This window comes from Pleomorphomonas koreensis DSM 23070 (genome assembly GCF_000425185.1).
GTDB lineage: Bacteria > Pseudomonadota > Alphaproteobacteria > Rhizobiales > Pleomorphomonadaceae > Pleomorphomonas > Pleomorphomonas koreensis.
The window spans coordinates 234,419-248,812 of sequence record NZ_AULH01000001.1 but is presented as its reverse complement, the minus strand read 5'-3'; the positions used below and the strand labels follow the sequence as shown (position 1 = coordinate 248,812).

Annotated in this window: 11 protein-coding genes and 1 tRNA gene; 9 read left to right on the top strand and 3 right to left on the bottom strand. The window is 68.9% G+C overall.

All coding sequences use genetic code 11. The features are described from left to right. Nucleotides 1-1,107 precede the first annotated feature (1,107 nt). The gene (locus H512_RS0101050; protein ID WP_053239446.1) at nucleotides 1,108-1,911 is read left to right on the top strand and encodes a DeoR/GlpR family DNA-binding transcription regulator; all 804 of its coding nucleotides are present in this window, start codon (nucleotides 1,108-1,110) and stop codon (nucleotides 1,909-1,911) included. 247 nt (nucleotides 1,912-2,158) lie between these two features. On the opposite strand, the gene H512_RS0101045 is transcribed toward H512_RS0101050, so the two are convergent. Next, nucleotides 2,159-2,235: transfer RNA gene (locus H512_RS0101045), tRNA-Arg, on the bottom strand. 81 nt (nucleotides 2,236-2,316) lie between these two features. Here H512_RS0101045 and H512_RS26810 point away from each other — a divergent pair. Beyond that, complete coding sequence (locus H512_RS26810) at nucleotides 2,317-2,757, top strand: hypothetical protein (RefSeq protein WP_156899276.1); 441 nt, start codon at nucleotides 2,317-2,319, stop codon at nucleotides 2,755-2,757. A gap of 455 nt (nucleotides 2,758-3,212) precedes the next feature. Here the strand turns inward: H512_RS26810 and H512_RS0101035 are convergent, their stop codons facing one another. Continuing rightward, nucleotides 3,213-4,109: a MurR/RpiR family transcriptional regulator gene (locus H512_RS0101035; RefSeq protein WP_053239445.1), complete on the bottom strand. Its 897-nt coding sequence runs from the start codon at nucleotides 4,107-4,109 to the stop codon at nucleotides 3,213-3,215. Between the two features lie 71 nt (nucleotides 4,110-4,180). Here H512_RS0101035 and H512_RS27290 point away from each other — a divergent pair, with 71 nt between their 5' ends. The 7 genes from H512_RS27290 (at nucleotide 4,181) to H512_RS0101000 (ending at nucleotide 14,158) form a co-directional block, all read left to right on the top strand. Continuing rightward, on the top strand, nucleotides 4,181-5,416 hold the full coding sequence (locus tag H512_RS27290; protein ID WP_053239444.1) for a diaminopropionate ammonia-lyase: 1,236 nt from the start codon (nucleotides 4,181-4,183) through the stop codon (nucleotides 5,414-5,416). After that, nucleotides 5,413-6,669 carry a Zn-dependent hydrolase gene (locus H512_RS27285; RefSeq protein WP_026781944.1) on the top strand — a complete coding sequence of 419 codons (1,257 nt, stop codon included), beginning with the start codon at nucleotides 5,413-5,415 and terminating at the stop codon, nucleotides 6,667-6,669. The genes H512_RS27290 and H512_RS27285 overlap by 4 nt, the downstream gene beginning before the upstream one ends. Nucleotides 6,670-6,679: 10 nt before the next feature. Beyond that, nucleotides 6,680-7,597: an N-carbamoyl-D-amino-acid hydrolase gene (locus H512_RS0101020; protein ID WP_026781943.1), complete on the top strand. Its 918-nt coding sequence runs from the start codon at nucleotides 6,680-6,682 to the stop codon at nucleotides 7,595-7,597. Between the two features lie 6 nt (nucleotides 7,598-7,603). Then, complete coding sequence (locus H512_RS22045) at nucleotides 7,604-9,490, top strand: glutamate synthase (RefSeq protein WP_036789399.1); 1,887 nt, start codon at nucleotides 7,604-7,606, stop codon at nucleotides 9,488-9,490. 12 nt (nucleotides 9,491-9,502) lie between these two features. Then, nucleotides 9,503-12,148 carry a selenium-dependent xanthine dehydrogenase gene (gene xdh / locus H512_RS0101010; protein WP_026781942.1) on the top strand — a complete coding sequence of 882 codons (2,646 nt, stop codon included), beginning with the start codon at nucleotides 9,503-9,505 and terminating at the stop codon, nucleotides 12,146-12,148. After that, entirely contained in the window at nucleotides 12,145-13,335 is a 1,191-nt protein-coding gene (locus H512_RS0101005; protein WP_026781941.1) for an amidohydrolase family protein, read from the top strand. The genes xdh and H512_RS0101005 overlap by 4 nt, the downstream gene beginning before the upstream one ends. A gap of 142 nt (nucleotides 13,336-13,477) precedes the next feature. After that, entirely contained in the window at nucleotides 13,478-14,158 is a 681-nt protein-coding gene (locus tag H512_RS0101000) for a transaldolase family protein (protein ID WP_026781940.1), read from the top strand. A gap of 57 nt (nucleotides 14,159-14,215) precedes the next feature. On the opposite strand, the gene H512_RS26805 is transcribed toward H512_RS0101000, so the two are convergent. Next, nucleotides 14,216-14,371, bottom strand: coding sequence for a hypothetical protein (locus H512_RS26805; protein ID WP_156899274.1), 156 nt, complete (start codon nucleotides 14,369-14,371; stop codon nucleotides 14,216-14,218). Nucleotides 14,372-14,394 lie beyond the last annotated feature (23 nt).

The following is a 14,394-nucleotide window of genomic DNA, read 5'->3' as shown; positions in this document are numbered from 1 at the left end:
GCAACTCAGTTCAACGGGTGGCATGGTGCGCCAGTGACAGCCCGCTCGTCCGCGTCGGCGGCGGAAAGCGAAAGCGCGCCGCGCCTTCCCCCCACGACCACCCAAGCCGCCCGCCGGCAGGCGTCCTGTTCTCCGGCATCGGCGAGGACAGCGACATCGGGAGGCCACCTTTCACACTGGCGGCCCGACCCTCCCAGACCACCCGGACAGGCTGAAGTTCAAGGCAGATCGCCTGAAAATCTCCACTTCCGAGGACCATGGGCGAGGCGGCCCGCTTCCGTCAGGTCAAGGACGCGAGGACAAACCGGCGCTCGCCGTCGGCCGGTGCGATCACCTCCAGCCGTCGCGTTCGCCACGCCCTTTTTGGGGACGATATGCGTGCTTGCATCCGCCGGCGCCAGGGCGGTGGTGACGGACGCCGACAGACGATCCCGTGAAATCACCCCCATCGACGGGCAACAACAGCCAGCATCCAGGTAAACCACGTATATGTTACATTGCTAACCTGGCGTGATAACTTCGGATATCCCCCTGACCTTTGACCAAACGGAAAGCGCGATGCCGCCCGTCATTGTCCGGATCGGCCGGCCGATGTGGCGTCGCGCCGGAAGCTGCCAACCGCCTGCGGTCATTGGCTTTCATGGCCAGTGAAGTCACATCGGAGCGTTCACCGAGGCAGCCCCGGCGCCGCTTCGGCCAGGCAACGGCCAGTGATCCGTTTCGAGCGGGGGTGGCAGAGGGGCAAGGCCACATCACGCAACACGCCGTTACGCAGGACGAACAGCCATTGCCGGAGGAGCCCCTTCGGTCGCTATTGCCGCCCGGCAGGCTATCGATCGGGGGAGCGGGAAGTTATCCTTCAAAAGCAGCCGCTAGCGTAGCGCTAAGTCCAGAAGCGCTCCCACGCGGACACGTCTGGATCGCGCGCGGCACCCACGGCCGGCGATCGTCGCCGGATGACGCCTTGATATGCGGTGGGAGACTCATGATATCATGCGCCGCGGCACGACGAAGGAGCGATGACAATCGCATCATTCTAGTGCGACTTTGGCAACAAAACGTGTATGTTGAACAAGATCACTTTCTTCTCGCAATGGATGTGGCGCTGTGCAAGACGACCTTGAGACACGAAGCACGCGGGCCTTCGCCGGACCGGCCGGTCGACGCAAGGTTCTGCTCGACTACCTGTTGCCCATCGGGTCCGCCCAGGTTGACGAACTCGCCGAGCATTTCGGCGTCAGCCGGATGACCGTTCACCGGGATCTCAAGGTGCTGGAGGAGCAGGGTATCGTCCGGCGCGTGCATGGTGGCGTCACAGTGAGATCGTCCAATCTGGTGGACAGCACGATCCTCTACCGCTCGCGCCTCGCCGACAACGAGAAGGACGCGATCGCCAAGGCGGCGATCGAGCTGATCGAGCCCGGTCAGGCGATCCTTCTCGATGATTCGACCACGGTCGGACATCTCGCCGCGCAGATCGTCACCTGCAAGCCGCTGACGGTGATCACCAGCAGCCTGTCGATCATCAACACGCTGAAGGATGCTCACGGCATCGAAACCATCTGCCTCGGCGGCCATTACAATCCGCGCTTCAACGCCTTCTTCGGCTATTTCTGCGAACAGACCATCGGCTCGCTCAGGGCCAACATCCTGTTCATGTCGACGTCGACCGTATTCGGCCTCACCGCCTATCACCAGCAGGAAGAGGTGGTGAAGACCAAGCGGGCGCTGATGGCCGCCGCCGACCGCAAGGTGCTGCTGATCGACAGCTCCAAGTTCGAGAAGACCGCCCTGATCAAGCTCGCCTCGCTGACCGAGTTCGACCATGTGATCACCGACGGCGGTATTTCGCCGGCCGAAGCCGATGCCCTGCGCAAGGAAGGCGTCGATTTGCGGGTGGTGGACGTCTGAGGACGCAGTTTCGGGGACCGGGATGATGTGACGCGGCGGCTCGCCGTGGGCGGTTTGCTGCGGGCCCCGATCTTGAGGACGGCGCCCGGTCGTCGGGTGTTGCGCCATCGCTTGTTATATGGAAGCGCACCGGCGACTATCGCCGATGCCGGCGCGCGAACAGCGCAGCTGAGCGGAATGGCGCTGTCGCAGCGAAAACGCCGTCGCGGGCCGAGCCCGTCGCAACTTCAAACGTTCGGAAGAAAAATGGCGCGCTCGAAGAGATTCGAACTCCTGACCCTCAGATTCGTAGTCTGATGCTCTATCCAGCTGAGCTACGAGCGCAAGCCAATACGACAGGGGCACCGCCGCGATGAAATCGGCGGCTCCAATCGCTGGGGAGTGTCTAACCAACTCACCGGATGAATGCAAGTGCTTTCTACGGCGGCAGGGCGGCTTTTTGCAAACCGGGCAAGTTTCCGCCTTTTCAAATGGTTAGCCGAAAGCGTGCCGGCGGCAAAACTTCGGCCGGCAAAGGATTTTGCCGCCGCGCGGCGATTTTCCGGGGCGTCGCCGTCAGGCCTGCCGAACAGTCCGGCGGCCATCCGGAAGGGCATCAGCCGAGGCGGCGGACAACGGCCGGCGCGTCGGCCGGACCGCCAGGACAAGCGCGGTGACGGCAACCGCAACAAGCATCGGCAGCCAGAGAACGATGCCAGACCAGGCGAGCAGCCGGTTGATGGGACGACCGCGCCCGCCGGCGACCAGTTCGTGCAGCGACAGGGAGGCGAAGCCGAGCCCGACGGCGAGATAGGCCAAACTGGCGAGAAGAGCGAGAACAACCATCGGTCCGACCCTGATCTCTGAGCGCCGGTCGCCAAACCGGCCAAATGAAAAAAGAAACTCTCAAGCCTGCTTTTCAGGCCGCTCCAAGCAGCCGGCAGGCCATTCGTTCTCTCCCGAGGTCCGGGGTTTAAACCTCGCACGGCCAAGGTTAACAAAGGGTTGGCCGAGCGCCCCGATCCGGGACAGGCGCCATATTCGTCCTGTGCCGAGTATACACGATTTTTACCAAGAGTCGCGCCAAAACCTGAAAGCATCCCCGAAGTATGCGCCGCGCTGAAACGCCGCATGCCCGGACAAAGCCAATACCGCCGCTGCCCCCTCTTCTGGACGCGTTGAAATTTCCCGCGGTACGCCCGCCTTCCAGCCCAATGCGCTAGGGCAATTCCAGCCAAAGCGGGAGCCGGTCTGGCGTCCGGAATTGCGTCTCAACACGGGGATGGAGCATTTCCGGTGAACCGGATTTCACCGGACATGCTCTAGGCCCGCCGACCGGACGGCGCGAAGGGTTCGAGGCGGCGATGCAGGTCCTCGATCGCCGCGAGGCGGTCTTCCGCCCCCTGCCCCAGCCTTGCCGCGACCGCCGCGGCGAGATGGCCGATCAGCGACATCGGCGCCACGTAGCTGTCGAACAGGCTGGCGCCCTGGTTGGGGCAGCGCAGCGTGACGCTCGCCAGATGCGCGGTGCGGGTGGCAGAGGCGTCGGTGACCAGCAGGATGCGGACGCCGGCCTCGCGGACAACAGCCATCGCTTCGCGCAGGGCCGGCGGCCGGCGGCGGAAGCCGAACACCAGCAGCGCGTCGTCGGGACCGAGCCCGACGAGATCCTCGGCCAGCGTCTGACCGGGCAGCGGCAGCAGGCGCACGTCCGGCCGCACCTGGACGAGGAGGCCGCGGGCATAGGCGGCGAGCGCCGCCGAATTGCGGAAGCCGAGGACGTTGAGGCGTTTGGCCGAGACGAGCAGCGCCACGGCGGCCTCCAGTGTCGCCGGCGGCAGTTCGGCCGACAGGCGCCGCAGGTTCTCGATATCCTGGGCGACATGGCGATCGAAATCGGCCGGCCGGCCGGCCGCCAGTTCGTAGAGCGGCGAGCCCCAGGTGCGGGCGGCGCGGGCGGTACGGCGGAGATCGCCGTAGCTCTGGTAGCCGAGGCGACGAAAGAAGCGGGCGGCCGTGGCGGCCGACACGCCGGCGCGACCGGCCAGCTCACCGGCGGTGAAGGCCGAGAGGTCGCCGCCCGTCTCCAGCACGACCTCGGCGAGCCGCTTCTCGCTTTCGGTTAGCCGGTCGAAAGCGGCGGCGATGCGCGCCTCGATGTCGTCTGCCGGCCTGGCGCCCGTCGCGACGGCAATCGCCTCTTTTTTCATCTTTTCCATTTCATGAAAATTCTCTTTCATATAGTCTCGACTGTCAAGCCGGACGCCCCGGCAACAGGAAGCCCGACCCGATGACCGACCCGTTCGCCGACCCGGCCTTGTCGCCCGCCAGCGCCGCCTTCTTCACCAACCCCGGCCACCGGGCCGGCCCCTACCCGGAAGCCTTCAAGGCGACGCTGTCGCAGGCCGGCCACCTCCGGGCGGCTGGCGTCGTCTCCGCCTGGGCGGGCTACGCGCCGACGCCGCTGGTATCGCTGCCGCTGCTGGCCGGCCGGCTCGGCATCGCCAGCCTTCACTACAAGGATGAGAGCGGCCGCTTCGGTCTCGGCTCGTTCAAGGCGCTGGGCGGCGCCTATGCGGTGTTCCGGCTGCTGGCCGCCGAACTCCGCCGCCGCAATGGCACGGTCGATGAAGCGGCGCTGGCCGCCGGCCGCCTGAAGGAAGCCGTCAGCGACATCACCGTCTGCTGCGCCACCGACGGCAACCACGGCCGCTCCGTCGCCTGGGGCGCGCAACTGTTCGGCGCGCGGGCGGTGATCTTCATTCACGCCACCGTCTCCGAGGGCCGGGCCGAGGCGATCCGCCGCTACGGCGCCGAGGTGGTGCGGACGGCCGGCAACTACGACGATACGGTGCGCGAGGCCGACCGCGCCGCCGCCGGGAACGGCTGGTTCGTGGTCTCCGACACCTCCTACCCCGGCTATACCGACATTCCGCGCGACGTCATGCAGGGCTATGCGGTGATGGTGGCCGAAGCGCTCGCCGACCTCGACGCACCGCCCACCCACGTCTTCGTCCAGGGCGGCGTCGGCGGCCTCGCGGCGGCGGTGACCGCCCATCTCTGGGAAGCCCTTGGCGCCGAGGTGCCGGTCATCACCGTCGTCGAGCCGGACAAGGCCGCCTGTCTCTACGAAAGCGCCATGGCTGGCCGGCCGGTGACGGTCACCGGCGATCTCGACACCGTCATGGCCGGCCTTGCCTGCGGCGAGCCATCGCTGATCGCCTGGCCGATTCTTCAGCAAGGCGCCGGCGCCTTCATGGCCATCCCCGACGAGGCGGCCCTTCAGACCATGCGCCTCTTGGCGTCGGGCGTCGGCGGGGCCACCATCGTCGGCGGCGAATCGGGCGTCGCCGGCCTTGCCGGGCTGATCGTCGCCGCCGGACGGGACGACTGGCGCGCGGCGCTCCGCCTCGACGGCGGGGCGCGCGTGCTGGTGTTCGGCAGCGAGGGCGACACCGATCCGGACCTTTATACCCGCATCGTCGGCCGCACCGGCGAGGCGGTCCGCGCTGGAGCTTTGCGATGACCGACCATTCTGCCGCCCTTCCCGTCAACGGCGACCGCCTCATCGGCCGTCTCAAGGCGCTCGGCCAGATCGGCGCGCTGCCGGAAGGCGGCGTCTGCCGCCTGGCGCTGACGCCCGAGGACGGCGCCGGCCGCGACCTGGTGGTCGGCTGGATGAGGGAGCAGGGCCTTGCCGTGGCGATCGACCCGATCGGCAACATCTTCGCCACCCGCAAGGGCACCCAGGACGGGCCGTCGGTGATGATCGGCTCGCATGTCGACACGGTGGCGACCGGCGGCATCTACGACGGCAATCTCGGCGTGCTGGCCGGCCTCGAGGTGCTGAAGGCGCTCGACGACGCCGGCATCGCCACGGTGCGGCCGGTCACCGTCGCCGCCTTCACCAACGAGGAGGGCGCCCGCTTCCAGCCGGACATGCTGGGCAGCCTCGTCCACGTCGGCGGCCTGCCGCTTGAGGAAGCGCTCGACACCATCTCCATCGACGGCACCCGGCTCGGCGACGACCTCGCCGACATCGGCTACGCCGGCGACGCGCCGCTCGGCGGCGTCCAGGCGGCCGCCTATCTCGAATATCACATCGAGCAGGGGCCGGTGCTGGAGGCCGAGGGCGTCGAGATCGGCGTCGTCGAGGGCGTGCAGGGCATTTCCTGGACCGAGATCACGCTGAGCGGCCGGGCCAGCCACGCCGGCGCCACGCCGATGCGGCTCCGCCGCGACGCCGGCCTCGCCGCCGCCCGCGTCGCCCACGGCGTTGCCGACATCGCCCGGTCGATCGGCGGCGACATGGTCGGCACCGTCGGCTCGCTGCGCCTCAGGCCCAATCTCGTCAACGTCGTGGCCGAGATGGCGCAACTGACCGTCGATCTCCGTCACCCACAGGAAAAGGTGCTGGCCGAGGCCGAGGCGCGGCTCGCCGCGCTGGTCGCCCGCGTCGCCGAGGAGGAGCACGTCTCCTTCACCCGCCGCCGCCTCGCCCGCTTCGAGCCGGTGGCCTTCGACCGCGACCTGGTCGGCCGGGTGGAGCGGACGGCCAAGAGCCTCGGCCTCACCACCCGCCGCATGTTCTCGGGCGCCGGCCACGACGCCCAGATGCTGGCCCGCATATGCCCGGCCGCCATGGTGTTCGTGCCGTCGATCGCCGGCCTCAGCCACAACATCGCCGAATACACGGCGCCGGACGACATCGCCAACGGTCTTGCGGTGCTCGGTACGCTGGCGCTGGAACTGGCCGGCCGCGCCAACGCGCCCGCCTGAGGAGAGTTCAATGTCCCGTACCCTAGTCGTCGGCGCCGCCCAGATGGGACCGATCGCCCGCGCCGACAGCCGCGCCGCCGTCGTCGCCCGGATGATCGCGCTGCTCGAACAGGCCGCCCGCCGCGGCTGCGACCTGGTGGTCTATCCGGAACTGGCGCTGACCACCTTCTTCCCGCGCTGGTTCATGGCCGATCAAGCCGAGGTCGACGCCTTCTTCGAAACCGAGATGCCGAACGAGGCGACGGCGCCGCTGTTCGCGCGTGTCAGGGAACTCGGCGTCGCAATCAGCTTCGGCTATGCCGAGAAGACGGTGGTGGACGGCCGCGTCCGGCGCTTCAACACGGCAATCCTCACCGACCGCACCGGCGAGATCGTTCACCGCTACCACAAGGTCCACCTGCCGGGGCACACGGAGAATGAGCCGTGGCGGGCCTTCCAGCATCTCGAAAAGCGCTACTTCGAGCCGGGCGACACCTTCTTCGCGCCGGCTGACTGCCTTGGCGGCAAGATCGGCATGGCGATCTGCAACGACCGCCGCTGGCCGGAGACCTATCGCGAGCATGCCCTCAGGGGCACCGAGATGGTGCTGATCGGCTACAACACGCCCTACCACTATCCGCTCGCCCCCGAGCACGACCATCTCCAGTCGTTCCACAATCACCTCGCCATGCAGGCCGGCGCCTACGCCAACGGCATGTGGGTGGTGGGCGTCGGCAAGGCCGGCAACGAGGAGAACTGCGTGCTGATCGGCCAATCCTGCATCATCGCGCCGACCGGCGAGATCGTCGCCATGGCCTCGACGCTCGGCGACGAGTTGGTCACCCACGACTGCGACCTCGACCGCTGCACCGAGATCCGCGAGAACATCTTCAACTTCGCCAAGCACCGCCGGCCGGAGATGTATCCGCTGCTGTCGGCGAAAGTCTGACCGCCCATGGCCGACCTGACGCCGATCCCGCTGCCGGTGCTCGTCAAGCGGATGTTCCGCGAGCTTGAGGCGAAAAACAGTGCCTTCCATCTGCCGCGCTTCAAGTTCGCGCGGGCGGCGGCCGGCCGCGATTTCTCGACGTCGATCTTCGGCCGCCGGGCGGCGACGCCGTTCGGGCCGGCGGCCGGGCCGCATACCCAGCTCGCCCAGAACATCGTGCTGTCCTGGCTCGCCGGCGGCCGGGTGATCGAGCTGAAGACCGTGCAGGTGCTCGACCGGCTGGAGATCGGCCGCCCCTGCATCGACATGGCGACGGTCGGCTTCAACATCGAGTGGTCGCAGGAACTGACGCTCGAACAATCGCTTGAGGAATACGTCAAGGCGGCGATGCTGATCGAGATGGCCAAGGCGGAAGGGCTGGCGCCGGGCCTTGCCGACACCGTGTTCGACATGAGCGTCGGCTACGACCTCGCGGGCATCCGCTCGGACAAGGTGCGCGCCTTCATCGCCGGCATGAAGGACGCGAGCGCCGTCATCGACAAGCTGCGGCGCGAAATTCCCGACGCCTACGCCCGCTTCCGCGACCTTCCTTTCCCGACCTGCATTTCCGACAGCGTCACCGTCTCCACCTTCCACGGCTGCCCGCCCGGCGAGATCGAGGCGATCGCCGCTCATCTCATGGAAACGGAAGGGCTCGACGTCGTCGTCAAGCTCAACCCGACGCTGCTCGGCAAGGCCGATCTCGACGCCCTGCTGCATGACCGGCTCGGCTACGCCGACCTCGTGGTGCCCGACGCGACCTTTGAGAAGGATGCCAAATGGGAGGACGTCAGGGGCATCGTTAGTCGGCTTGGCAATCTCGCCGATCGGCTCGGCCGTGGCTTCGGCGTCAAGTTCTCCAACACGCTTCTGGTGGAGAATCACAAGGATTTCTTCCCGGCCGGCGCCCGTGAGATGTATCTCTCCGGACCGCCGCTGCACGTGCTGGCGGTGACGCTGGTCGAGCACTTCCGCGCCGAGTTCGGCGATCGCTTTCCGATCTCCTTTTCGGCCGGCATCGATGTCGGCAACTTCGCGGAGACGGTGGCGCTCGGCCTCAAGCCGGTCAGCGTCTGCACCGATCTCCTGAAGGGCGCCGGCTACGGTAAGGGCGCGGAATATGTCGCCGACCTCGCCGACCGCATGGCCGAGATGGAAGCGGCCGACCTCGACGCCTACGCGCTCAGGGCCTTCGGGCTCGCCGAAGCGGCGCTCGACGATCTCGACATCCCGGAGGTGCGCAAGGAGGCGCTGCGGGCGGCGCTCGAAACCGGCGACGACCTTCGCGCCGCCGCCGGCGGCGATTTCGCGGCGTGGGTGTCGGCGGCCCGGCTGCGCAATACCGCCCACTACGCCGCCCGCGTCCGCGCCGACCGCCGCTATACGGCCGCCGAGACCGGCCATCCGCCGCGCAAGACGCATGTGCCGCTCGACCTTCTCGACTGCGAGACTTGCGGCAAGTGTATCAGCGTCTGTCCCAACGACGCCGTCTTCCGTTATCCGCTAATGGCGGCGCGCGCCCAGCAGATCGGCATCTTCGCCGACGTCTGCAACCGCTGCGGCAACTGCGATGTCGCCTGCCCCGAGGACGGCGGACCGTTTGCCCGCAAGCCCAACGTGTTCGGCTCCCTCGACAGTCTCGATAGCGCGCCAGACCGTGACGGCTTCTTCGTCGAGACGACGGCGGCCGGCCGTCGCATCCACCTTCGCGACGGCGGCCGGCGCGTGACAATCGAGGCCGACGGCAGCGCCGATCAACCGTTCGACGCCGACCGGCTGGCCCTGTTCGCCCGCATCGCCGCCGCCGTGACGGCGCCCGACGTCGTCACCTACGCCAATGCCGCCTTCGACTGACGGAACCAGCCCATGATCGCCATCACCCTTTCCGTCAACGGACGCGACCACAGTCTCGACGTCGAGGCCAACGAAACGTTGCTCGCCGTGCTGCGCGACCGGCTGAAGATCACCTCGCCCAAGGACGGTTGCTCCGGCCAGGGCCAGTGCGGCTGCTGTCTGGCGCTGATCGGCGGCCGGCCGGCCAAGACCTGCACCGTCAAGGCGGTGGCCGTGAAGGGGCGGCCGGTCGTCACGCTGGAAGGCGTCGACGAAGCGGAGCGGCGGCTCTATGCCGACGCTTTCCAGGCGGCGGCCGGCGTCCAGTGCGGCTTCTGCACGCCGGGCCTCGTCATCCGCATCAAGGCGCTGACCGATGCCGGCGGCGCCACCGACCGCAAGGCGATCGCCGCCGCCCTCGACGGCCACCTCTGCCGCTGTACCGGCTACAAGAAGGTGATCGACGCCGTCGAACTGATCCGCGACGTGAAGGCCGGCCTCAGGCCGCACCCCCTGCCGCTGCCGGCCGGCGGCGTCGGCCGGCCGGTCGAGCGCTTCCGCGGCGGCGAGCTGGCGCTCGGCGACCGACCGTTCCTCGCCGACATCGACCTGCCCGGCCTGTTGCACGGCGCCTTCGTGCTGTCGCCGCACGCCCGCGCCCGCGTCAATGCGATCGACCTGACGCAAGCGCTCGCCCATCCCGGCGTGGTCCGCATCGCCCTGGCCGAGGATGTGCCCGGCGACCGCTGGGTCGGCCAGATCAGGAAGGACTGGCCGGTGCTGGTCGCCGTGGGCGAGGAGGTGCGCTATGTCGGCGACGTCATCGCCGCCGTCGCCGCCGAGACCGCGGCTGCTGCCCGCGCGGCGGCGGCGCTGGTCGCCGTCGACTACACGCTGCTTGAGCCGACTCTCACGCCGGAAGAGGCGCTGAAGCCCGGCGCGCGGCAGGTCAACCCGCGTCATCCCAACCTTCTGTCCGAGACGCTGATCAGTCGCGGCGATGCGGAGGCAGCGCTTGCCGCCTCCACCCACGTGGTGTCCGGCACCTGGCAGACCCAGCGCATCGAGCACCTGTTCCTGGAGCCCGAGGCGGCGCTGGCCGTGCCGCTCGAAGACGGCCGGCTGCATCTCTACTCGCAGGGCCAGGGCGTGTTCGAGGACCGCAAGGCGGTGGCCGGCGTGCTCGGCGAGGCGGTCGACAACATCTTCGTCGAGCTGGTGCCGACCGGCGGCGCCTTCGGCGGCAAGGAGGACATGACGGTGCAGGCGCAGACCGCCCTGCTCGCCCGGCTGACCGGCCGGCCGGTGCGGCTCGTGCTCTCCCGCGAGGAATCGGTGCGCCTCCACCCCAAGCGCCATCCGATGACCATGACCTACGCCGTCGGCTGCGACGCCGACGGCCATATCACGGCGGCGAAAATCGACATCCTCGGCGACAGCGGTTGCTACGCCTCGGTCGGCGACAAGGTGCTGGAGCGGGCGGCCGGCCACGCCTGCGGCCCCTACCGGGTGCCGGCCCTCTCCATCCACTCGGTCGCCGCCTATACCAACAATCCGCCCTGCGGCGCCATGCGCGGCTTCGGCGTCAACCAGACGTCGTTCGCCATGGAGGGTTGCCTCGACCTCCTCGCCGACAAGGTCGGCATCGACGGCTGGGAGATGCGCTGGCGCAACGGCGTGCGGGTGGGCGACGTGTTCTCGTCCGGCCAGATCCTCGAAAAGTCGGTCGGCCTCGAAAAATCGCTGCTCGCCGTCAGGGACGCCTATTACGCGGCGAGAGCCGACGGCAAGGCGGTCGGCATCGCCTGTGCGGTGAAGAACTCCGGCATCGGCAACGGCGCGCTCGAATGGGGCAAGTGCCGGCTGGAGATCGAGGCCGAGGACCGCATCGGCCTCCACATCGGCTTCACCGAGATGGGCCAGGGCCTGCTGACCATCTCCGCCCAGTCGGCGGCCGAGGTGACCGGCCTGCCGTCGTCGATCTTCGTGCCGCAGGTGAACAGCCGCTTCGAGGTCGGCGTCGGCCAGACCACGGGGTCGCGCGGCACGCTCCTGGCCGGCCGGGCGGTGATCAAGGCGGCCGAGGCGCTGCGCGCCGCGCTCGACGCCGGCAGGACGCTGAAGGACCTCGTCGGCGAGGTGTTCGCCGGCGACATCCTGATCGACGACACCACCGCGCCGGGCAAGCTCAACCGCGACGGCAAGATCAAGACGCACACCGCCTTCGGCTGGGCGACGCAGGTGGCGATCCTCGACGAGACTGGCCGCGTCGACCGGGTGATCGCCGCCCACGACGTCGGTAAGGCGCTCAACCCGCGGCTCGCCGAAGGCCAGATCGAGGGCGCCGTGCACATGGGGCTCGGCTACGCGCTGACCGAGCAGCTTCCCTGCCGGAACGGCATGCCGGTGACCGTCAATGTCCGCGAGATCGGCGTGCTCAGGGCCTCCGACATGCCGGAGGTCGAGGTGATGCTGATCGAGGAGCCCGAGCCGGAAGGGCCGTTCGGCGCCAAGGGGCTCGGCGAGATCGGCCTGGTGCCGACGGCCGGCGCCGTCGCCGGGGCGCTGGCCGCCTATGACGGCATCCGCCGGACGGTGCTGCCGATGATCGACAGTCCGGCGGCGCGGGCGCTCAGCGTCGGTCTCGATCCCAACCTCGAACGGAGCGACTGGCATTGACGCACTCGATCACCATCGGACCCGACCGGACCGGCCGTACCGTCGCCATCGTCGACGGCGTCATCGCCGCGACGCCCGATCCGGCGGCGCCGGTAATCGCCTGCCCGGACGGCACGATCGGCCCCGGCGCCGTCTGCGCCCACACCCATCTCTATTCCGGCCTCGCGCCCTATGGCATGCCTGCCGGCGAGCCGGCGCCGCAAAGTTTCATCGAGATCCTGGAAAAGGTCTGGTGGCGGCTCGACCGGGCGCTCGATACCGAAACGCTCAGGGCGTCGGCGCGCGACTATATCGCCAAGGCGCTGCTGGCCGGCACCACCTCCCTCGTCGACCATCACGAGTCGCCGCGGTTCATCAAGGGATCGCTTCAGGTGCTGGCCGATGCGGCCGGGGAACTGGGCGTCAGGGCGCTGCTCGCCTTCGGCGCCACGGAGCGCAACTTCGGCCGCGACGAGGCGGAGGCGGGGCTTGCCGAATGCGCCAATGTCGAGGAGACGCCGCTCGTCCGCCGCCTCGTCGGCCTGCACGCCAGCTTCACCGTCTCCGACGAAACGCTCCGTGAGGCCGGCGATCTCTGCCGCCAGCTCGGCACGGTACTACACGTCCACGTGGCGGAAGCCGCTGATGATGTCAACGATGCCAAAGCGCGCGGCTATGCCGGGCCGCTCGAACGGCTGATCGCCTTCGATGCCCTGCCGGCCGGCTCCATCCTCGCTCACGGTGTGCATCTATCGGCCGAGGCGGTGCGCGAGGCCGATGGCCGCGGCCTCTGGTTCGTCCAGAACCCGCGCTCCAACGAAGGCAACCGCGTTGGCTACGCCGCCAACCTGCGCTTTTCGCAGAGGGTGGCGCTCGGCACGGACGGCTGGGCCGCCGACATGGCCGTCGAGGACGCCGCTCTCCACCGCCTCGCCGCCGCCCACGGCGACAACGGGGCGGACGGCCGGCTGGCGGCCGGTGAGCGGCTGATCGCCGAGCGCTTCGGCCTTGCCGCCGTCGGCCTCAGTCCCGGCGCGGCCGGCGACCTGGTGGTGCGCGAGAGCGGCAAGGTGACGACGGTGGTGGTCGGCGGCCGGCTGGTCGTCGAGAGCGGCCGCCTCGTCGCCGCCGATGCCGGGGCGATCGAGGCCGAGGCGCGCGCCGCGGCGGCGCGGCTCTGGCAGCGCATGGCGGCGCTCCCCCGGTGACGCGCGATCGGCGGCTGGAGCGGCGGACGCCCGGTCCTATCCGGACTGCGGCCCCAGTCGTTTGTTTGCGCATCGGATTTTTCCGAAAAGTAGGCCCACTTTTCGGTCCGTTGCTCTATTGTCGCGCCGAGAGGAGCCCCCGATGATCTATTTTCTCGACACCGCCGACGCCGCCGCCATCGCCCGGCTTTGCGATCTCTACCCGATCGCCGGCGTCACCACCAATCCGACACTGGTCGCCCGCGAGAAGCGGCCGTTTCCCGACGTGATCCGCGACATCCGCGCGGTGATCGGCGACGGCGCCATGCTGCACGTGCAGGTGACCGGCCGTGACGCCGAGACCATGGTGACGGAAGCGAAGAAGCTCGCCGACCTCGTCGGCGCCGGCTTCCACCCCAAGGTGCCGGTGACCGCCGAGGGCATCAAGGCGATCCGCCGCCTCGCCGGCCTCGGCTTCCGCGTCACGGCGACCGCCGTGGTGGCGCCGCAGCAGGCGCTGATGGCGGCGGTGGCCGGCGCCGCCTTCGTCGCTCCCTACGTCAACCGGCTCGACATGATCGGCGGCGACGGCGCGCGCGTGGTGGCCGACATCGTCCACCTCTGCCGGGTGCATGATCTCGGCACCAAGGTGCTGGCCGCCTCGTTCAAGACGGTGCAGCAGGTGCATGCGGTGGCCATGGCCGGCGGCCAGTCGGTGACGCTGCCGCCCGACATGCTGGAAGCGCTGCTGCGCCACCCGCTGACCGATTCGGGCCTGGCGGGCTTTGCCGCCGACTGGGCAGCGGCCTATGGCGAGGGCGTCACCACCCTCGATCTCATCTGAAGGAGGCGGCGCGGCGGGTCGACGGGCAACGGGTGCCCGCCTCTCGCCCGGCCGCCGTCACGCCGCCGACGACTTCTTGCCGGCGTGATGGGTGGCCTGCTCGGTCGCCTTGGCGAACACATCGGTCACCGCCGAACCAGCCTTGCCGCCCTTCGGCTTGTCGGCCTTCGGCTTGCGCGCTTCCTTGGTTTTCTTCACTTGTCCCTTGGCCATGTCGATCTCCTGATCGAAGGCGC

Coding starts and splice junctions, on each gene's coding strand:
- H512_RS26810 (WP_156899276.1), top strand. CDS start 2,317: ATGCAAGTGCTTTCTACGGCGGCAGGGCGGCTTTTTGCAAACCGGGCA.
- H512_RS0101035 (WP_053239445.1), bottom strand. CDS start 4,109: ATGGAAAAGATGAAAAAAGAGGCGATTGCCGTCGCGACGGGCGCCAGG.
- H512_RS27290 (WP_053239444.1), top strand. CDS start 4,181: ATGACCGACCCGTTCGCCGACCCGGCCTTGTCGCCCGCCAGCGCCGCC.
- H512_RS27285 (WP_026781944.1), top strand. CDS start 5,413: ATGACCGACCATTCTGCCGCCCTTCCCGTCAACGGCGACCGCCTCATC.
- H512_RS0101020 (WP_026781943.1), top strand. CDS start 6,680: ATGTCCCGTACCCTAGTCGTCGGCGCCGCCCAGATGGGACCGATCGCC.
- H512_RS22045 (WP_036789399.1), top strand. CDS start 7,604: ATGGCCGACCTGACGCCGATCCCGCTGCCGGTGCTCGTCAAGCGGATG.
- xdh (WP_026781942.1), top strand. CDS start 9,503: ATGATCGCCATCACCCTTTCCGTCAACGGACGCGACCACAGTCTCGAC.
- H512_RS0101000 (WP_026781940.1), top strand. CDS start 13,478: ATGATCTATTTTCTCGACACCGCCGACGCCGCCGCCATCGCCCGGCTT.
- H512_RS26805 (WP_156899274.1), bottom strand. CDS start 14,371: ATGGCCAAGGGACAAGTGAAGAAAACCAAGGAAGCGCGCAAGCCGAAG.